Annotated in this window: 13 protein-coding genes; 3 read left to right on the top strand and 10 right to left on the bottom strand. The window is 69.5% G+C overall.

Annotated features, from left to right (window positions below; genetic code table 11):
- The first annotated feature begins 307 nt into the window (after positions 1 to 307).
- Positions 308 to 2,488, top strand: coding sequence for a hypothetical protein (locus FCI23_RS60850; RefSeq protein ID WP_246144530.1), 2,181 nt, complete (start codon positions 308 to 310; stop codon positions 2,486 to 2,488).
- Between the two features lie 38 nt (positions 2,489 to 2,526).
- Positions 2,527 to 4,986: a cation-translocating P-type ATPase gene (locus FCI23_RS60845; RefSeq protein ID WP_246144529.1), complete on the top strand. Its 2,460-nt coding sequence runs from the start codon at positions 2,527 to 2,529 to the stop codon at positions 4,984 to 4,986.
- 1,095 nt (positions 4,987 to 6,081) lie between these two features.
- Here FCI23_RS60845 and FCI23_RS57160 read toward each other — a convergent pair.
- The 7 genes from FCI23_RS57160 to FCI23_RS40080 all read right to left on the bottom strand — a co-directional run bounded on the left by FCI23_RS57160 (position 6,082) and on the right by FCI23_RS40080 (position 14,829).
- Positions 6,082 to 6,273, bottom strand: coding sequence for a tyrosine-type recombinase/integrase (locus tag FCI23_RS57160; protein ID WP_169317155.1), 192 nt, complete (start codon positions 6,271 to 6,273; stop codon positions 6,082 to 6,084).
- A gap of 334 nt (positions 6,274 to 6,607) precedes the next feature.
- Positions 6,608 to 8,185, bottom strand: coding sequence for an alpha-amylase family glycosyl hydrolase (locus FCI23_RS40105; protein WP_136729077.1), 1,578 nt, complete (start codon positions 8,183 to 8,185; stop codon positions 6,608 to 6,610).
- Positions 8,186 to 8,349: 164 nt separating this feature from the next.
- The gene (locus FCI23_RS40100) at positions 8,350 to 9,210 is read right to left on the bottom strand and encodes a carbohydrate ABC transporter permease (protein WP_136729076.1); all 861 of its coding nucleotides are present in this window, start codon (positions 9,208 to 9,210) and stop codon (positions 8,350 to 8,352) included.
- The gene (locus FCI23_RS40095; protein ID WP_211265668.1) at positions 9,207 to 10,097 is read right to left on the bottom strand and encodes a carbohydrate ABC transporter permease; all 891 of its coding nucleotides are present in this window, start codon (positions 10,095 to 10,097) and stop codon (positions 9,207 to 9,209) included. The genes FCI23_RS40100 and FCI23_RS40095 overlap by 4 nt, the downstream gene beginning before the upstream one ends.
- A 183-nt stretch (positions 10,098 to 10,280) precedes the next feature.
- Positions 10,281 to 11,606: an ABC transporter substrate-binding protein gene (locus tag FCI23_RS40090; RefSeq protein WP_136729075.1), complete on the bottom strand. Its 1,326-nt coding sequence runs from the start codon at positions 11,604 to 11,606 to the stop codon at positions 10,281 to 10,283.
- Between the two features lie 117 nt (positions 11,607 to 11,723).
- A complete protein-coding gene (locus FCI23_RS40085; RefSeq protein WP_136729074.1) occupies positions 11,724 to 12,929 on the bottom strand; it encodes an ROK family transcriptional regulator in 1,206 nt (401 codons plus the stop codon).
- Between the two features lie 28 nt (positions 12,930 to 12,957).
- Entirely contained in the window at positions 12,958 to 14,829 is a 1,872-nt protein-coding gene (locus FCI23_RS40080; RefSeq protein WP_136729073.1) for a carbohydrate-binding protein, read from the bottom strand.
- Between the two features lie 288 nt (positions 14,830 to 15,117).
- Here FCI23_RS40080 and FCI23_RS40075 point away from each other — a divergent pair, with 288 nt between their 5' ends.
- Positions 15,118 to 17,319, top strand: a complete 2,202-nt coding sequence (locus FCI23_RS40075) for a glycoside hydrolase family 15 protein (protein ID WP_136729072.1) — start codon at positions 15,118 to 15,120, stop codon at positions 17,317 to 17,319.
- A gap of 234 nt (positions 17,320 to 17,553) precedes the next feature.
- Here FCI23_RS40075 and FCI23_RS40070 read toward each other — a convergent pair whose 3' ends face one another.
- From FCI23_RS40070 to FCI23_RS40055, 3 genes are all read right to left on the bottom strand, one after another.
- The gene (locus FCI23_RS40070) at positions 17,554 to 17,745 is read right to left on the bottom strand and encodes a hypothetical protein (protein ID WP_136729071.1); all 192 of its coding nucleotides are present in this window, start codon (positions 17,743 to 17,745) and stop codon (positions 17,554 to 17,556) included.
- Between the two features lie 474 nt (positions 17,746 to 18,219).
- Complete coding sequence (locus tag FCI23_RS60840; protein WP_246144528.1) at positions 18,220 to 19,212, bottom strand: carbohydrate ABC transporter permease; 993 nt, start codon at positions 19,210 to 19,212, stop codon at positions 18,220 to 18,222.
- A gap of 268 nt (positions 19,213 to 19,480) precedes the next feature.
- A complete protein-coding gene (locus tag FCI23_RS40055; protein WP_136729070.1) occupies positions 19,481 to 19,957 on the bottom strand; it encodes a hypothetical protein in 477 nt (158 codons plus the stop codon).
- Between the last annotated feature and the right edge of the window lie 182 nt (positions 19,958 to 20,139).

Below are 20,139 nucleotides of genomic sequence, written 5' to 3'. Positions count from 1 at the left end.
TCAGGCTGGCCGCGGCCCCTGGCAAAGCCAGCAATGTGCGGCGCGGGCTACGGCGGCGGCCGAGGGGGACGGCTGGGCAGCGCGAGTTCCTTGCCCCCACCAGTAGCGCCCGCCACAACGGCCGCTCCACGGGCTTCTGGGGCATGGGACTCGACAGGACCCCATTCACTACAAAAATAGTAATAACAATCATATGTCGCATAAGGTGCTGTCTGTGACAGTCCGGCGGCTCCGACTGGTTGTCTGCGCCGTGCAGGTGCGTCCTGGCCGGCCCCCGTCCTTACCCGAATCAGAGCAGGAGTCACCGGTGCCGCCTTGGAGTGAAGTTCTGCCGTCGGTGTTCACCCCGGTTTTCCGGCCTGTTCCGGTGGCGGCACCGGGCGGGACTGTCAACGGGGCGTCCTTGGCCGGAGAGGCGGGGGCGGCACTGGCCGCTGCGACCCGCTGGGGACAGCGGGTGGTCCGTGACGGGGTCCGCGGTCTGCCGGCTGATCTCGCCGAGGTGGCCGCCACTGTGGTGGACGCCGACAAGAACCGCGCACGGCGGCGGGTGTGGTCGCGCAGGGGCAGGGCGCACATCGAGGTACGCGGTCTGAGCGGGCACGGAGAACGGCATGACCGGCTGGTGAGCGGGCTGAATGCGGCGTTGCACGCGGTGGAGGGTGTGCGATGGGCGGAGGTGAACGCGGTGCTGGGGCAGGTGGTGGTCGATGTCGATGAGGACCTCCTCGGCCTGGATCGCCTGCTGGAGCTCGTGGAGCAGGTGGAACAGGCGCACGGCAGCAGCGGGGAACCGATCGCGGGCGGCAGCCCCTGCCCCCCGTTCGATGCGACGCCGGCTGTGCTGACTGGGGCGTCGCTGGTGGCGGACTGCCTGGGGCTACTGGTAGCCATGGCTCGTTGGGTGACGCCGCTGCCCGCCCTTCCTCCCGGGTTTCGGGTGCCCGTTGTGATGGCTGAGACCCGGCCGCAGTTGCGCCGCATGCTGGAGGGCCGTCTCGGCCAGCCGCATGCCGAGATGGTGCTGGGGGTGTCCAATGCGGCGGTGCACGCCCTGACCAGGGGGGCTTGGCCACTGGCCTTGGACGCAGTGCAGCGCCTGTGGCAGCTCGCCGAGATCCGCAGTCGGCAGAGCGTATGGGGCCTGCGCGAGGGCGAGCTGCTGGGCGCCGGGGACGGGCTGCCGCAGAAGGCACCCGAGCGGCTGCCCCGGCCGGTACCGCTGCCGGCCGGCCCGGTCGAGGCCTGCGGGGAGCTGACCTCCCTGACCGCGCTGTTGGGGGCCGGGGGGCTACTGGCGTGGACCCGCAGTCCCGAACAGGCCGCGCAGGCGGTCTTGGCGACCGTGCCGAAAGCCGCAGGAATGGGGCGGGAGGTCTTCAGCGCTCAGCTGGGTCGAGATCTGGCCCGCGACGGCGTGGTACCGATGAACGGGAGAGCTCTGCGGCTGCTGGACCGGGTCTCGACCGTCCTGATCGACTCGACCGTACTGTGCACCCATCGCCCCCGGCCCCTGTCGGCAGCCGCCACCGACGACCTGGACGAGGCCGACGTGTGGAGCGCCGCGCAGTCCGCGCTGGCCGGGCGGTCCCTGAAGGATCTGTGCGGTGCGGGACCGTGGACAGGCGACGGGTGGCGGTTGGAACGCCCCGCCGGCGCACCCCAGGGGCGACCGGACGCCCCCTCGGGGCTGCCATTGGACCTGCGCGGCCCGGACGGGCGGCGCCGGGGCCGGATCCTGGTGGGCTGCGAACTCGACCCGCTGGCCGACGCAGTGGTCGCAGCAGCTCGTTCCGGCAGCCGCCCTCTGCTGCTCACCGAACATGCCAGCGCCGGCGAACTGCTCCCGTGGGCCAACCAGATCCTGCCCCGGGCCGCGCCGCTGCCCGAAGAGGTGCGGCGCCTACAAGAGGACGGGCAGGTCGTCCTGCTGGTCACCTCCGCCGAAGAGCACGCGCTGGCCGCTGCGGACGTCGCTCTCACCGTGGTGCCCGGCCCCGGTGCCGCAGGCAGGGTGTGCTGGTCCGCGGACCTGATCTGCGGCCCCGGCCTGGCCCAGGTGTGGCGCATCCTGGCCGCCTTGGACGAAGCGCACCAGGTCAGCACCAAATCCGCACACCTGTCCCTGGGCGGATCCGCCCTCGGGGCGTTGGTCGCCGCCGCCGGCACCCGCCGAACGGTGGCCGGCCTGACCACCTCGCCGGTCTACGGTGCAGCCTTCTTCGCCCAGCTCGGCGGCGTGCACGCGGCCCGGCGCGTGGCCCGCACGCCCCTGCCACCGGCCCGCGTCCGCGGTGCCTGGCACGCCTTGGGAGCCCAAGAGACCCTCGGCATTCTCCAACCGCCCAGCCAGGGCCCGGCCGGCCGACAGCCGGGTCGGACGCCGCACAGCCCCGTCACACGCCTGGCACCCTCCGAACAGCCGTACACGCCGCGGCTGGTGCCGCTGGCCTCGGCGCAGCGGCCCGGGGGGCCGCGCGGCTGCTGACCGCTGTACGGGAGGAACTGCGAGACCCCCTCACCCCCGTGCTGGCCCTGGGCGCCGCCGCCTCCGCCGCCGTGGGCTCCAGCATCGATTCCGCCCTGGTGGGCGGGGTCATGGTTGGCAACGCCGTGATCAGCGGAGTCCAACGCCTGCGTGCTGAGCAGGCCTTGCAGGGCCTGCTGTTTGACGAGCGACTGACAGCCCGACGAGCCCGCTGGACACCCCCTCCCTCCACAGCGTTGCCTGACCGGGTCCGGTTCTTCGCCGGGCTGGAGACGGCCCCCCTTCGCACCGTCACCTCGCAGGACCTGCGGGTCGGGGACATCATCGTGCTGAGGCCCTCGGATGTAATCCCGGCAGATGCCCGACTGCTGGTCAGCGACCGCCTGGAACTTGACGAGGCCAGCCTGACCGGCGAGTCAGCCCCGGTAGCCAAGGATCCCCGGGCCACCCCCGGAGCCGACCTGGCGGAGCGGTCCTGCATGGTCTACCAGGGCTGCACCGTACTGGCCGGCACCGGCTACGCCGTAGTCGTGGCCACCGGATCCCAGACCGAGGCCGGCCGCGCCGCTGACCTGGCCGGCACTGCCACCACCCCGCCCGGCATCGAAAGCCACCTGGCCGCGCTCACCAAGACCGCTCTGCCCGCAGTCGGCATCGGCGGCGCCGCCGTCACCCTCCTCGGTCTGCTACGAGGGGTACCGGTGCGCGAGGCACTCGCCTCCGGGGTAGCCATCGCGGTAGCCGCAGTCCCAGAGGGCCTGCCGCTGGTCGCCACCGTCGCCCAGTCCGCCGCCGCCCGCCGACTGTCCCAGCACGGGGTGCTGACCCGTTCAGCCCGCGTCCTGGAGGCCCTGGGCCGCGTGGACGTCGTCTGCTTCGACAAGACCGGCACCCTCACTGAAGGACGACTGGCCGTGACCGGCGTTGCCACACTCGACCACGGCCTCCTCACAGACAACCCCCTGGCCTGTCGCGTGCTGCGCACCGCGGCCAGAGCCTGCCCCGAGTCCGAGGGCAGCCAGGCACTCGCCCACGCCACCGACCAGGCCGTCGCCGACGCCGCAGCCACGCGCTGCGGCCCCGACGGCGCCTGGCGGCCGGTAACCGAACTGCCCTTCGAAGCCAGCAGAGGCTATTCCGCCTGCCTGGGCACCGACTCCGGACAACCGTATCTGGCGGTGAAGGGAGCACCCGAGATCGTGCTCTCCCGCTGTACCAGCGCCCTGGACCCATCATCCGATGACGGCGGCAGCACCGATACCGCCCCCCTCGGCCCCGACCGCCGGCGCTCCGCCCACGACCTGGTCCAGCGGCTGGCCTCCAACGGGCTGCGGGTGCTGGCAGTCGCCGAGTCCAGGCATACCTTCCCTGGCACCACCGACGGGCCGGTGGCCGACCTGGTCGGCGACCTCACACTACTGGGTTTCATCACCATCGCCGACACCGCCCGGCCGGGTGCCGCAGAAGCCGTCAAACGCCTGACGGACGCCGGAGTAAGGGTTGCCATGATCACCGGCGACCACCCGGCCACGGCGCTCGCCATCGCCCGTGAGCTGGGCATCCCCGAGGCCGACACCGTCCTCACAAGCACCGAACTGGACACCCTGCCCGAACCGGCTCGTACCGCCAAGATCACCCGAACCGCGGTCTTCGCCCGCGTCTCCCCCGAACACAAAGTCCGCATCATCCAGTCCCTGCAACACGCCGGACACGTCGTGGCCATGACCGGCGACGGCGTAAACGACGCAGCCGCCATCCGCCTCGCCGACGTCGGCATCGGCCTGTCCGCCCACGGCTCCAACTCCGCCCGCGCCGCCGCAGACCTCGTCCTGACCGACCCCGATCCCACCCTCATCCTCAACGCCCTCATCGAGGGCCGCGCCCTGTGGCGCAGCGTACGAGACGCGGTCGCGATCCTGGTCGGCGGCAACGCCGGTGAGGTCGCCTTCACCATCCTTGGCACCGCCCTGTCAGGCCGCGCCCCCCTCGGCACCCGCCAGCTGCTGCTCGTCAACTTGCTCACTGACATGCTGCCCGCCCTCGCCGTCGCCCTGGCCCCCGCCCGCAAACCCAAATCCGGTGAAGACCCCCTGGCCGGCGGACCCGCCTCCTCGCTGCTCGGACGCGACTTGGCCCGCGTCCTGGCCGTGCGTGGCACCGCCACCGCCCTCGGTGCCACCTCAGCCTGGCAGGTCGGCCGCATCACCGGCCTCCCAAGGCGCGCCAGCACCATGGGCCTGGCCGCGCTGGTGGGCACCCAACTCGGCCAGACCCTCATCATCGGCCGGCACAGCCCTCTGGTCCTGGCCACCGGGGCCCTGTCCGCAGCAGCACTCATCGCCGTCATGGAGATCCCCGGCATCAGCCACTTCTTCGGCTGCACGCCCCTGGGCCCCGTCGCCTGGGCCACCGTCACCACCTGCTCGGCAGTCGCCACCCTCTGCGCGACCCTCGCCCCCCGCCTCCTGTCCCACCAGCCCACCCCCACGCCCGCCTGAACAGACCCCCAAACAGCCCCGACCGAACAACCCGATCGCCAGAAGCGCACCGCAGCGACGCCCAGCCGACCGGCCCGATCGGCGGCCGCTCCGGCGCGCCCACCTACGTACAGCTCCGCACCTTCACCCGGACATCGTCCGGCGTAAGCCGCAAGGACACCTCGCCAGCCAACCCTTTTCCTATGAGCCGGAGCGAATGTCCTGGCGGATGAGAAGGCTCACGACGGATACCGGAGCGTGTAGATGCTGTCGGAGCCTCCCCGGGATTCGAACCCGCGCAGCGGGACCGCTCGCGGCATGATTATCTGGCTCGCGTCTTCGACAGATGGACGGTTTGCTTGACGGCCTGTTGGTTTCCGCAGGTCGCAGGGGGTGTCGCACGACCAGCCCTCTTGTGCGGCTCCTGCCCGGGACTCGAACCTGCGGCCAAGTGCCGCAGGAACAGAACGAAGGCGAAGAACGCAGCCCCCTTTAGAGGCCGCGCGAATAGGTGGGGTGGAGGAAGGAGCGGGGCGAGGGGCAAGTCTGGCAAGGCGGAGGAGCGAGGCGACGCGATGGGGGTGCCCCCTGCTCGAGCGGAGCCGAGAGCTTGGTGGGGGCACCTCCCGGACGGAGTCTGGGGGAGAGTCGTCGACCGACACCGACGGCAACACTTCCAGGCGCCGCCCATCGGCACGCGACGCCGCCTCGCCTATTCGCGCGGCCTCTTACTCGGCTGAGTACGCTGACGACCTGGAGCACGCCGCTCGCCCCCGCTGGGGGGCAAGGGGTCGCAGGTTCAAATCCTGTCGTCCCGACGGTGTTAACACAGGCCAGAGGCCGTTCTCAGCAGAAACGAGAACGGCCTCTGGTGTTTCCGCAGGGCTGGTGGACGCATGGTGATCGCATACCGATCCAGCATTGGGTGGCTTCCGGGGTAACCGCCGTTTGCCCGGCGGGAGTCGACGGGTGCCGGCCTGCGAGGCCACTGCGGCGGGTGGTCACGGTGTGGTCGCAGCCCCCGTCCGCGAGCTCCGTTCGGTCGGGTGTCGGCGCGATGTGCCGCGGTGAGCACCGTGTCAATGGTGTCGACGGCCTCCCGGGCGGCCTGGCGGGTCAGGTGCCCGTAAATGTTCGCGGTCGTGACAGCGTGGAGTGCCGCAGCATCTTGGAGACCACGGTCAGCGGGACGCCGACGGTGATCGTGAGGGTGGCGGCGAGGTGCCGCAGCTCGTGCACCGTGATACGCGGCACGCCTGCCTCTTCGGACAGGTGGCGGAAGCGGTCCAGCACCCGCTGGGGCCGCAACGGCCGACCATCGGGGCGGCAGAAACGTCGTCTGCACGGCCGGCCGGGTCCAGGGGCTGGCCTGCTGCAAGGGCCTGGTGCTGGAGTGCGGCGGTGACACGGGGTGACAGGGCGACCCAGTTTCGGCAGGTCGGCCGAATCGGGCGACAGAGTCGCACAGGGCCGCGTTGGGGAGTCGAAGGATTGGGACGTCGAATATGGCATGCGCAGAACAGCTCATCCCGGCGGATTTGAGTCATGCATGACAAGTAAACGGCCGGGCTTGGTGAATTCCCGCGATCCGTGTCTCCGGTGACTCGCGTGGGCCACCGGAGGCACCCAACTGGAACAGCTCCTACAGCTCGAAGATCCCGTAGCCGAAGCCCTCTGCCACCGCCTCGCCGTCACGGACGGTGACCCCGTGCGCGACCAGCGGGCGGAACGCCCCGGTGAGGTGGTTGACGTCCACCCCGCCCGGCTCACGGCGCCCGTTGACGATCACCAGGTAGCTGCCGCCGCGTATGTAGCCGAACGGGTAGCCGTCGGTCAGCACCTCGACGGAGGCACCGGTGCCCAGCGCCGGGGTCGCCTTGCGCAGCGCGATCAGCTCCCGCACCTGGTGCAGCAGCGACGACGGGTCGGCCTGCGCGCCGGCCACCGTCGGCCGCGCCGGGTCCGGGTCCACCGGCAGGTAGAGCCGGTCGGCCGGCGCGGTGGAGAAGCCGGCGTTGGCCGAACCGTCCCACTGCATCGGGGTGCGCGAACCCTGCCGGGCCTCGCCGTCGTGCAGGCTGCCCTCCTTGTCCGGCAGCCCCGGCACGTACCGCATGCCGATCTCGTCGCCGTAGTAGATCACCGGCAGCGTCGGCCAGGTCAGCTGGAAGGCGAAGCCGGGGGCCACCATGTCCCGGGTGCGCGGCCCGCAGGTCAGCCGGGAGAAGTCGTGGTTGGCGGTGGGCAGCGCCACGAAACCGGAACCGTCGATCGCCCGGTCCGCCTCGGTCCATGCCGACAGGAACTCCGCCATCGAGCCGCGGCCCTCCGGGTCGAAGTAGCACGGCTGGTCGGTCCACCAGTCGCCGCGGCTGCCGGTGGAGTTGTCCCACAGCGACCGCATGCCGCGCCCGACGAAGTGCAGGAAGTAGTCCGCGTGGATACCGGCCGGCACCGACGTCTTCGGGTCGCCCCACTCCGACAGCAGTACGCACTCCGGGTGCTTCGCGTCGATCCAGTTCCGCATCCCGCCCCACAGCTTCGCGGTCTCCACCAGCCCCGGATCGTCCTTGACCAGCGAGGCCGCCATGTCCACCCGGAAACCGCTGACCCCGTGGCCGAACCAGTACCCCATGATCTCCCGCAGCGCCTCCCGATTGGCCTTCGGCGCCTCGGCGTCCACCGGCTGCCGCCACGGCTCCGCCTCGTTCATCCGCGCGTAGCCGAAGTTGAGGGCCGGCTGGATCGGATAGAAGTTCGCCAGGTAATAGCCGCCGCGTGCGCCTTGGTTGGGGATCCAGTCGCGCACCGGCGCCCCCACCCGGTCCGACCAGATGTAGCGGTGGTCGGCTGGGTTGTGCGCCGATTCCTGGAACCACGGGTGCCGGTGCGAGGTGTGACCGGGCACCAGGTCCAGCATGACTCGGATGCCGCGCCCATGGGCCGCCTCGACCAGCGCGAAGGCGTCCTCGTTGGTGCCGTACCGCGGTGCGATGGTCAGGTAGTCCATGACGTCGTAGCCGGCGTCGCCGAACGGCGAGGCGAACAGCGGGCTGAACCAAACGGTGTCCACGCCGAGCCAGGACAGGTAGTCCAGCCGTTCCGTCGCGCCGCGCAGGTCACCGATGCCGTCGCCGTTGGAGTCGGCGAAGCTCTGCGGGTAGATCTGGTAGAGGACGGCGTCGGCGAGCCAGCCGGAGGTGGAACGTCGGGAGGTCATCGGCAGAGATCTTCTCCAGTACGGGTGCGCGGCACCGGCAGGCGTTCGCGCGTGAGAGGTGTGCGGGGGGACCGTCCCGTCCCCCCTGGGGAAACGTACGTCCGCCCCCGGGCTTCCCTCGCGGGGAGGTCCGGGGGTGGGCGCGGTAGGACGACGAGTGATCGTCAGCCCTTGACGGCGCCGGCGGTCAGACCGGACACGACGGCCTTGCGGAAGGCCAGCACCAGGATCGCGATCGGCAGCATCGCCACCGCCGAGGCGGCGAAGATCGTGCCGTACGGGGTGGTGTACTGGCCGCCGAACAGCGCGATGCCCACCGGGATCGTCCGGTGCGCGTCGTCGTTGTTCAGGGTCAGCGCGATCAGGAACTCGGTCCAGCACGCGACGAACGCGAAGATGCCCGCGGTGAAGATACCCGGCTTGGCCTGCGGCAGGATGATGCTGATCACCGTGCGGAACGGTGACGTGCCGTCCATCCACGCCACCTCCTCCATCTCCTTGGGGATGGCGAGGAAGTAGTTGCGCAGGATCCAGATGGCGAACGGCAGGTTCAACGCCGTGTACGCCAGGATCAGGCCCTGGTAGCTGTTGAGCCAGCCGATGTCGCGCATCAGCAGGTACAGCGGCGCCGCCAGCGCGACCGTCGGGAACAGTGAGATCATCAGCAGTGCCATCATCACGCCGGACTTGCCGCGCACCGGCAGCCGGGCCAGCGCGTAGGACGCGAAGATGCCCAGACCCAGCACCAGCAGGGTGGCGATGATCGACACGATGGCCGAATTCTCAATGTAGCGCCCGAAGTTGTACTGGTGGAACGCACTGCCGTAGTTCGACGTCGTCGGGTGCGTCGGGAAGTACTGCGGCGGGCTGGCTGCCACGTCCCGGGTGTTTTTGAACGACGCCGCGACCATCCAGTACAGCGGCAGTGCGACGAACAGCGCCACCAGCAGCGCGGCGACGAGGGTGATGACCCGGCTCGCGTCGGGTCGGCGGCGGGTGCGCGAGGAGGCGGTCACGGTGCTCATGCGGTCTCCTCGGATCCGACCTGCGAACGGAAGACCTTGAGGAACACCAGGCAGGCGATCAGGACGATGCCCGCCGTGCTTGCCGCGACCGCGGCGCCGGCACCGAACTTCAGGTCGTTGAACATGACTTTCCAGCCCAGCAGTGCCAGCGACTCCGTGGAGTCACCGGGACCGCCGCCGGTCAGCACGTACGGCAGGTCGAACAGGCCGAACGCCTGGAGGATGCGGAAGAGCACCGCGATCGACAGCGTCGGGCGCAGCAGCGGCAGGCGCACCCGCCAGAAGATCGTCCACGCGCTGGCACCGTCGATCCGGGCCGCCTCGACGATGTCGCCGGGCAGCATGACCAGGCCGGCCAGCGTGATGATCGCGACGAACGGCGTGGTCTTCCAGATGTCGGCGACCGCCATCGCGGCGGTGGCCGAGAACGAACTGCCCAGCACGTTGATGTCGTGGCCGCCGTTCAGCGGCGAGATGATCGCGGTCAGCACGCCGTACACGCCGTTGTAGACGTAGGACCACAGCTGCGCCGAGATGACGGTGATGATCGCCCACGGCAGCAGCAGCAGCGCCATCATCCAGCCGCGGCTGGCGGTCAGCCGCTCCAGGACCAGGGCGATCGCGGTGCCGAGCACGATCTCCACGATAACGGTGGTGATCGTGTACAGCGTCGTGAAGACGATCGCGTGCTGCCACAGGTCGCTGCTGAAGACGATGGAGAAGTTGTGGCCGGTGAAGCCGGACAGGCTGAAACCGTCGCCCGTCACGTTCACGTTGCTGAAGCTCATGATCAGGGAGAAGACGATCGGGAAGATCGTCACGGCCGCGACCACGACCAGCGCTGGAGTCGCGAACCCCCAGCCGAGGCGGGCCGAGCTGCGCTCCAACTGCGATCTGGTGCCCGATCGCGAACGCCCCGCAGACTTGGGCGTCTTTTCAAGGTCCGGTGGATGTATTGCCTGATCCGCTGACACGATCCTGCCTCTTCACGTGCTGTTGAACGTCATTGTTCGACTGTGCACCGGGCCCCCGCGCCCCGGTCGAGCATGAGGGCCCGGCCACCGGGGGCCTTACAGGCCATTGCTGCCGAGAGCGGTGGTGATGGCCTTGTCGGCGTTGCCGAGCGCGTCCTTCGGGGAGGCAGATCCCGAGATGGCGGCGTTGACGTTGCTGTAGATGGCGCTGGAGACCGCGGAGTACTCGGCCGCGGTGGACGGACGGGCCGCCAGCTTGTTGTGCGCGGCGACCGGGTAGGCCGGGTTGGCCTTCTGCACGTCCGGGCTGGCGAGCGTGGCGGCGTTGACCGGCAGCTCACCGCCCTGGATGCCCATGATCTTCTGGGCGGCGTCGCCGGTCATCCACTTCACGAACGCCACGTCCGCGGCGATGTGCTTGCTGTGCGGGTTGACGTACATGTTCCAGCCACCCGTGGTGGAGTAGCCCGAACCGGAGTTGCCGCTGAACGTCGGCAGGTTAACGATGCCCACTTTGCCGGTGATCTTCGAGGCGCTGGAGTTGGAGTCGGCGTAGGCGTAGGTCCAGTTGCGCAGGAACGCCACCTGGCCGGAGGTGAACAGGCTCTCCGACTGCTGCTCCTGGAAGGTGGTGATGGCCGACGGGGCCACCCCGCTGCTGACCAGGCCGCGCATGAAGGTCAGTGCCTTGAGCGCCGCCGCCGAGTTGATGGTCGACTTGGTGCTGCCGCTGTTGAGGGTGGCGCCGCCGGCGTCCGCCTCCAACTCGGTGAAGTCGGCGGTCAGACCCTCGTAGGAGTCGAACTGCGCGGCGAAGCCGTACTTGACGAGCTTCTTGTTCTGGAGGGTCTGCGCCTCGGACTGGAGCTGCTCCCACGTGGTGGGCACCGGCAGGTGGGCCTTGGCCAGCAGGTCCTTGCGGTAGAACAGGAAGGCGTTGTCCGTGAACAGCGGCGCGGCCATGATCTTGCCCTGGTAGGTCAGTGAGGAGACCAGGCCGGGGGAGAAGGTCTTCCAGTACGAGGCCGGGAAGTACTTGTTCAGCGGCAGGGCCAGGTTCTTGCTGCCGAACTGCGCGGGCCAGACCACGTCACCGTTGTAGACGTCGAAGCTGCTGGAGCCACCGGAGATCTGGGTGGTCAGGGTGGAGCGGAAGGTGTCCGAGTCGCTCGGCGCCTGCTCCAGCTTCACCGTGATGCCCGGGTTCGCCTTCTCGAACGCGGCGATCAGGGTCTTGCGGACGTCGGTGTTCGTCGGCCCGAACTGGTTGGCGTACCAGACGATGGTGCCCTTGGCCGGTCCGGAGGCGGACGGGGTCTTGTCGCTGCTGCTGGACGAGCAGGCGCTGGCGGCCAGCATCAGGGCCGCGGCCCCGACGACGGCCATCGCCTTGTTCGAGCGGACGGCGGTGCGTATACGCATGAGAGTTCCTTGTGCGGAGGAATTTTCGAACGGACAGGATCGCTGTGGGGGGAGCCTGAGGCTAGTCCCCCGCACCGGAATTCCGGTTGAGGGCCAGTCACATATTGGTGGCGGATCTTACGAGAGCGGAGCGCTTACCGTCTCCTTGATGACCAAGGACGCCGCGCCGCGGGCCCACAGGTCGTCAGTTACCGGGTCGATCTGGACGGCGCAGTCCCGGGCGGCCTCGGAGAAAGCGTGCCGTTCCAGGGCGTTGGTCATCGCCGGGCCGAACAGGTCGTGGGCGGCGGCGCCTTCACCCGCCACGATGATCTTCTCCAGGTTGAGCAGGTTGCACAGCCCGGCCAGCCCCCGGCCGAGCGCGTCCCCGGCGGCGGCGAACGCGGCCCGGGCGGCCAGCGCGGGCGGTGAGTCGGGACCGCGGGCCAGGGTGGCCGCGGCGTCGATCGACTCCACCCCGGTCACCCCGGCCCGCCGCATCCGGGCCAGTATCGCGTCCGAGCAGGCCAGCGCCTCCAGGCAGCCGCGCCGGCCGCAGCTGCACCGGGGCCCGTCCGGGTCCATCGGCAGGTGGCCCAGCTCGCCGGCCATGCCGCTGGCACCGGCGAACAGCGAGCCGTCCAGCAGCAGGCCGCAGCCGATCCCCGACCCGATGGTGACCACCGCGAAGGAGTCGACGTCCCGGCCCTGGCCGAACCAGCGTTCCGCCACCACCAGGGTGTTGACGTCGTTGTTGACCACCACCGGCAGTCCGGTGGCCGCCGACAGCGGTCCGGCGACGTCCACCTTGTGCCAGTCCAGCAGCGCCGAGTAGCGGCAGACCCCGGCGGAGGAGTCCACATGTCCGCTGACCCCTACTCCCACCCCGAGTACCCCTGCGGAGGTGCCCGGCACGTTGCGCAGCAGTTCCTCGGCCAGCCCGGCCGACGCGGCCAGCGCCGTCGCCGGTGAGCTGTCCGGGATGGCCCGTTCCGCCCGGGCCAGCACCTGGGCGGCCATGTCGGTGAGCACCGCTGCCACGTGGGTCGGGGCAATCTTGATCCCGACCACCACGTGCCGTTCGGTGTTGACGTGCAGCAGCCGGCGCGGCCGCCCGGGGCCGGTCGCCTTCGAGGTGGTCTCCCGCAGGTGACGGGCCTCCACCAGCGGTGCGAGCAGCCGCGTCACGGTGGACGGCGATAGCCCGAGCCGGTCGGCCAGCGCGGTGCGCGAGACCGGCCCGGAGGTCAGCACCAGGGCGAAGATCTCCGCCCGGGTACGTTCTCCGATCAGATCGGCCACGGCGGGACGCGGCGCGGCGGGGTGCCGCTCCTTGTCGTTCAACGGGCCGCCTCCAAATGCCTCACGCGGGTCAGCTCACTTCGATGTAGTTGAGGTTGATCGCCCCGGCGTCCGAAGCGGTGCGGGCGATCGTGATCAGGTTGAGACCGGCGGCCAGCGTCAGCGTGCCGGAGACGGTGGCCCAGGTGTTCCAGTCGGCGGTGGCCGGGAAGGAGACGGTCTGCGGCGCGCCGATCACGTTGCGGGCGGCGCCCTCGACCTCGACCGTCACGGTGCCGGCCGCGCCGTTGCCGTTGCCGTAACGGTAGTTGACGGTGTGTGACCCGGCCGTGGTGGCCTGCACCGCGAAAGTGACGTTGGCGCCGGCCTCGGCCGACTCCAGCTTGTCGACGAAGCCCATCGCCGAGTAGCCGGTGTGGTTGTTGTTGAAGTTCGCGCCGCCGCCCCAGGCCGCGAACGCTGCCTGGTACCGCTTGGTCGTCTCGGCCGGCACCACGTGCACCAGCCGTGAGGCGTGCGGCGCCAGGCTCGCGGAGAACGACGTCATCGACCCCAGGTCGGTGTGCGACCACATGTCCTTGACGTCGGCCGAGCCCACGATGCCCAGGTCGGTATTGAAGTTGACCGACTTCGTCACCGTGCTGGTGTCGTTGCGGTTGAACAGCGCGACCGCCCACGAACCGTCCGGCAGTTGGCCCATCCAGCGCTCGGTGTCGCGCGCGGTGCCGTCCACCGAGTACAGGTTGCCGTTGTTGAAGTACGGCTTGCCGGTCAGGCCCTGGTTGTGCAGGCTCAGCACGTCGCTGTTGGTGTAGAACGACGCGTTGGACCCGATGTTGTCCACCCGGTCCGAGATGGCGATCGGCGAGCCGGCCACGGTGAACAGGTTGATGGCGGTCTGCCGTTCGGCGTCCGAAGCGAAGGTGTTCATCATCAGGAAGTCGCCGTCGAGGATCAGCTGGCCGCGGCCGGAGCGGTGCGCCCAGCCGGTGAAGCCGCAGAACGCGTTGTCCCACTGCGACCAGCTGTCCTGCCAGGTCTGCCGGCCGCCGCTCAGGTGGGTCCAGCCGCCGGTGGTCGCATCGTTGTTGACCCGGACCATGTCGCCGTACAGCACCTCGTTGGCGCCGTTGTTGTACATGTTCGGCATGACGACGCTGACTTCCATCGTGTCGCCGGCCGCCTCGGCTATCCACTCCAGCGCTGTCGCGTAGTTGGCCGGGCCGTGCGCGACGATGCGGGTCTGGCCGTCGGTGGTCCCCGCCTCGTACCAGGCCCAGAAGTCGGTGCGCAGGTAGCTGACGCCCATGTTCTTAAAGTAGTTGACGTAGCCCTGGATGAACTGCTTGGCGCCGTTCTTGGTGACGTCGACCCAGTACAGCTCGCCGTTGGAGTTGAGGTAGTCGCCGCTGTCGACGATCGAGCCGACGGTCACGCCGGACATGCCGGTGACCGTCTTGGTGGAGTCGGCCACCGCGGCCGCGCTCACCCACAGCGGGTTGTAGTAGACGCCGAGCTTGAGGCCCTTGGAGGAGCAGTAGGTCGACCAGTAGCTCCAGTCGCCGGCCCAGGAGTCGCTGTAGCTGAGGATGTAGCCGTTGGCGTTGGTGTTCTGCGTGTAGTCGACCCAGCCGTCGGTGCACACCATCGTGTAGCCGGAGGACTTGAAGGTCGAGGCCGCCCAGTCGACGTTGGACTTCCAGACCGACTCCGGCAGCGTGGCGTTGTTGGCGTAGTCCCAGCTGTACGCCGACCAGTACAGCGGACCGGCGCCGGATCGGGTGTAGACGCTGTTGCGGCTGGTAGGGCTGATCGATGCGGCCGCCGCCTGTGCCACCCGCAGCGGCACCTCCGTCGCGCCGTGCTGCCGCGCCATCGCGGTCATGCCGCCGAGCGCCGCGGCGCCCGCTCCCGTGAGCAGGGCGCGTCGTGAGATGTTCATCCGTGCCTCCGTTCGCCGACCCGGGCGCCGCCGCCCGTGGCCCGTCGGGACCGTGGCGAGTCTCGTGCAGGTGAATTACGTGTGTCAAGGAAAAAACTCCCCGACAGTTTTCCGTTGCCTGGCCGTAATCTGCCCGGGCTGTTCGCCAACGTGTCGGTATCAAACCGGGTTTGTTGCTTGACGGGCGCAATTAACTTGCACGACACTCTTGCCGCCCCGAGGTCGGTCACGCCCACTGACGCCCCCGGTGGTCCCCCCGACGGTGTGGCTGACGTGAGAGGCTCACGCATGAAGAGACTTCGGATACGACTGATCGGCTTGGCCACGGCCGGCGCGATGGCCGTGACCGGTGCGGTCGGCGCGGCGGCGGTGAACGCCGCGCCCGCCGCGGCGGCCACCACCACGCAGCCCACGACCGAGACGGCCCGCTCGCTCTACATGAACAACTGGAGCGACACCACCGGCATCTGGATGGCGTCGCAGCTGGCCCAGACCGACACCAACACCCGGTACGGGCCGCGGCTGGCCGAGCTGCACTTCTCGCCGGGCGGCACCGCGTCGTCCGCCTCGGACACCAACCAGATCAACGACTACACCGGCTTCTTCCGCGACGAGACGCACGGGGTCAAGTACGACCAGGTGCACCAGTTCTCCTCCGCGACCGGCTACCTCGACTCCGGCGGCATCCTGCGCTCGGACTACGGCGCCTACAACGGCACCGCGATGCCGGTGACCATCGGCCGCGACTACGCCGAGGTGCCCGACCAGCACTTCATGGTCGTCACCTACCGCCTGAACAACACCACGTCCACGGCGGTCACCGAGAACATCCTCGACCAGCTGCACGTCAACAACACCGGAGCCAGCAGCGGCAAGCAGGTCTCGGCGACCTGGGACTCCACCCGCAACGCCGACGTCGTCGACATGTCGGCCTCCGGCCAGTACCACCTGGTCCTCGGCTCGTTCGGCGCGCCGACCAGCCACCAGGTCGGCGACGACTCCGACTCCAGCACCTCCAGCGCGACTGTCGCGCCCTGGTACGCCTTCGACGCCTCCGGCAACCTGCCAGACAACAACTCGGTGTCCGCCGCCGACGTCTCGGTGGGCCTGTCGAAGAAGGTCACCGTCCCTGCCAACTCCTCGGTGTCCACCTCGTTCTACCTGGCCATCGACTCCTCCGCTTCGGCCGTGCTCGCTGACGCCGACACCGCTCGTGCGCAGGCCGACACCTACTGGCAGAACCAGACCACCACCGCGTACACCAACTGGCTCAACGCCGGCAAGCGCACCACGTCGACCTTCACCGACTCCGGGCTGTCAACCGCGTACGACCGGGCGCTGATCGCCATGAAGCAGACCCAGAACCCGGCGCTGGGCACCTGGCCGGCCTCCACCAACCCGATCGCCTACGGCTACAAGACCTGGGTCCGCGACTCGGCCGTCACCGCCCTGGCCATCGACGCGGCCGGCCACCACGCGGAGGCCGACAAGTACTTCCGCTGGCTCGCCTCCATCCAGAACTCCGACGGATCGTTCGGCACCACCTACGACGAGTGGACCGGCGCGCACGTCAGCTTCGTCGAACCCGAGGACGACTCGGTCGGCCTGTTCATCGACGGCGTCGCCCGCCACTACGCCGCCACCAGCGACTCCTCGTTCCTGAGCGCCATGTGGCCGGCCGTGCAGAAGGCCGCCAACTTCATCAAGAACGGCATCGGCTCGAACGGCTTCGGCCCGGCGGACAACTCCATCTGGGAGGAGAACGTCGAGTACAACGCGTTCACCCAGGCCACCTACGTCGGCGGCCTGTACGCCGCCGAGCAGCTCGCCGTCGCCGAGAACAACTCCTCGCTGGAGAGCGGCTGGGCCTCGGCCGCCGCCACCATCCAGTCCGCCGTCTACCGTGACTCCGAGGCCAGCCCGGCCGGCCTGTGGAACTCGGCCGGCGGCGGCTACTTCGACCGCGCGGTCAACACCGACAACACCGCCCGCGTCGACCCGGTCGACTCCTCCTCCGACATGCTGATCGTCCTCGGCGTCGTCCCGGTGAGCAGCGCCTACGCCGAGTCGCACATCGCCAAGATCACCGCGACGCTGACCCAGGACACCTACGGCATCGCCCGCTACGTCGGCGACACGTTCTACTACACCTCGCAGTACAGCCCGGCCGGCAACGAGGCCCTGAGCGCCGAGCCGTCCTGGCCGCAGATGTCGATGTACGTCGCCCTCGACCAGCTCTACCTCGGCGACAAGACCGACGCCCTTAACCGCCTGACCTGGTACACCTCCCGCACCGCCACCGGTTACATGCCGCCCGGCGAGGCGACCTCCAACGTCACCCAGAAGCCGATCGTCTCCACCATGGTGGAACCGGTCACCGGCGCCTGGTACGTCCTGGCCTCCCTCCAGTACGCCGGCCAGACCGAGATGCGCGTCACCCCGCCGATCGCGGCCCCGGTCCCGCCGGCGTCCGTCCCCGGCGGCTCCTGACCGACCGCACCACGCGACGCGCCGGAACGGGATGCCCGTTCCGGCGCGTTCGTCCGCCCGCGGCGGGCTGCCGTCGAAGACCTGGAACTCCGAGACCTGGCCGGCCGGCCATCCGGTGCCGGCGGTGACGTTCAGCCGCAGGACGACGTGGACCGCGCCGGAGACCGGGATGGACACCGGGTTGCCGTCGGCCGGGCGGCGCCTACCGCGGGCGGGTCCGCGGCGGCTGCACCGTCAGGCGAGCCGGCCGCGGATCCGCCAGAAACCCACGCCGGCCAGCAGCGCGGCGAGGGCGGCGGAGATCGCAGTCTCCACCCACTGGAAGGTCCAGTAACGGTTGGCGGGCTGCTCGGTCACTTCGACGTGGATGTTCCTCTTGGCCAGGCAGGACGGCATCTCGGTCAGCGACGGTGCCGAAAATCCCATCCATGGCCCGTGACGTGCAGGTTCCCGCGAACGGCTGAGGGTCGCCGGACAGGCATGTCAGCCTGATCGATTGTGTGATGCTGCGCCACCAGCGGGCGGTCCTGCAGCGGCAGATCGACAGGCCACGCGTCACCACGGCGGACCGCGCTTTCCTGGCCGCGCTCCTGCACCGGCTCCCCAGACCCAGACTTCGGCAGCTGCACCTGATCGTCTCCCCGGACACACCCCCACCGAGCCCCTCACGCCGGCGCGCGCACGTGAATGATCGAGGCCCGAGCGGATCGCGAAGATCGTGCGGTCACAGTGGATGAATGAAAACCGGCTCCATTTCGCGCGGGACACCGTCTTCCGCGAGGTGCCCCCAGGCTCCGCCCGGGGGCACCTCCACCAAGGTCCGCACCGGCAAAACTCGGACCGGAAAACATGGCGATCCGCAGCTTCGCGATCAACCAGGGAAAAGCAGGGCCAGTGCGATCAGCAGGGCGAGCCGCAGGGCCCGCCCGACCCGTACTTGGGCGTTGTCCATGGTGACTCCCCCCTCTTGCCGAGCCGGAACCACCAGGACTGTCCCACTGTCACCACGGCGATGATCAGCACGAGGATCACCGCTCCCGCGCTGCCCAGCCCGAAGTTCTGCCCCTGTCCGAGGGCGGTGTCGTCGAGGTACACCAGCGGCGGGCGGGCGTAGGGCGGGTAGCCGCGGGCGTTCGACAGGAGGTTGTAGAACTCGTCGAAGGCCTGGAAGGCGTTGATGACCAGGAGCAGTCCCACCGTGATCGAGGTGGCGCGCAGTTGCGGCAGCGTGATGTGCCGCAGTACCTGCCAGCCGGGCCGTGCCCCGTCTACGGCGGCCGCCTCGTACAGCACGGGGTCGATGCGCTGGAAGCCGGCCAGGAAATGGATCATGTAGAAGCCGACCTGGAGCCACAGCCGTACTGTCACGATCACCAGCCAGGGCGCCGCCGCGGCGCGGTGCGGGATCGAGGCCGGCCCGGCGCAGGATCCTGGGGGCACCTCCCGGCCGAAGGCTGGGGGAGGATGGTGGAGGCGCCGACCCGGTGGCCGAGGCGGCGCACCTCGCCCTGGATTCTCGAGTAGCCCCAGCTGGGGTTGTCGTCGGTCAGGCGGGATGAGCGCGGCCAGGTGCTCGGGGATCGGTGGGCGGCCGGTGCGCGGGGGTCTTTGTTTCCACTTCCAGCGCAGCAGGCGACGGTGCCAGGCCAGCAGGGTGGCGGGGGTGACCAGGCGGTGGCGGCGCAGTCGGGCCGGCAGGTGTCGGGCCAGGGCGGCGAGCACCGCACGCTCCGGCCACGTCAGGCGCGGCCGCGTGCCGAACTGCCGGCGCAGCACCGCGACCTCATGGCGCAGCGCGAGCAGCTCGGCCTCCTTGACCGCCTCCGAACACGACAGCAGCAGAAGCAGCCCGAGGAGTCGGTGGAAGACCAGGTAGAGCATGCGCAACGCCATGCGATCCGAGCTTGCCATGATCAACCGGAGACACAAAATACCTGATCAGAGCCCGTGCGGACTTCTGGCACCCTACAGGGCCGGCTACGCGATTGATGGCCAAGACCGGGACGTTTAGGGTCTGTGAATAGCGACTGAGTAACCGTCACTCACATCGCGGGCGTAGAGACCCAACCGGCAGACAGCTCGGGGCCGGCGCGGTACCGCCGGCCTCGCGGGTACACGAGGGTGCAGCCCTGAGCGGGCAGGGCTTGCCGACCAGCCTGGTTCAGAAGGACCAGACCCTCGATGCGGCCGGGGCGACGCCCAGGTGCTCGGCACGGGCGGTGTGGGCTTCCTGGAGGCGTAGCCCTCCGGTGAGGAGCACCGAGATGAGGGCATGCGTGCACGGCGACTCGCGCTCAGCGGCACGAAGCACGCTGCGTGCTTCTTCGACAGTGAGTTGCACACGGTGAGCCTCCTCGACGCCGACGTGTGGTCGGTAGGCGTTGCTCACGTCATGTCGCCCAGCGTGCTTGGCGGGAGCCAGAGCGTTGTTGACCTCGGCTTCCTGCGAAACCGAGTGGTCGTCACGGGCACGTCCGCGCTGGGCCGGGCTCTCGGCAGCGGACCGCTCCGCGGTCTTCCGATCGTGCTTGGCGGCTACGTGCCGGGCCGCAACACTGAAGGGCTCACCTGTCTGCTCCATGCGAGCGCGGATCGCCCTCTTGCGAGCACGGGTTTTCGGCTTCTGTTCATCGGTCATGACAACCTCTAGCAGAGCCCCACGCACTCCACAGAGTCAGGCCGATGCAGATGCGCTGAGTCGGAGCGTCTCTGGAACTCTGTGTGTGCCTGAGTGATTCAGGCTTTTCGGGCGCGGCGTGGCCGTCTGTCGTCGCGGTGGGGTCCGAACCTCGGGGTGAGGGTGTGGACTCCGGTGGCGTA

This window comes from Actinacidiphila oryziradicis (assembly GCF_005047355.1).
In the GTDB taxonomy this organism is placed as follows: Bacteria; Actinomycetota; Actinomycetes; order Streptomycetales; family Streptomycetaceae; genus Actinacidiphila; species Actinacidiphila oryziradicis.
The sequence above is the reverse complement of the archived record's forward strand: the minus strand, read 5'-3'. Positions and strand labels throughout refer to the sequence as shown.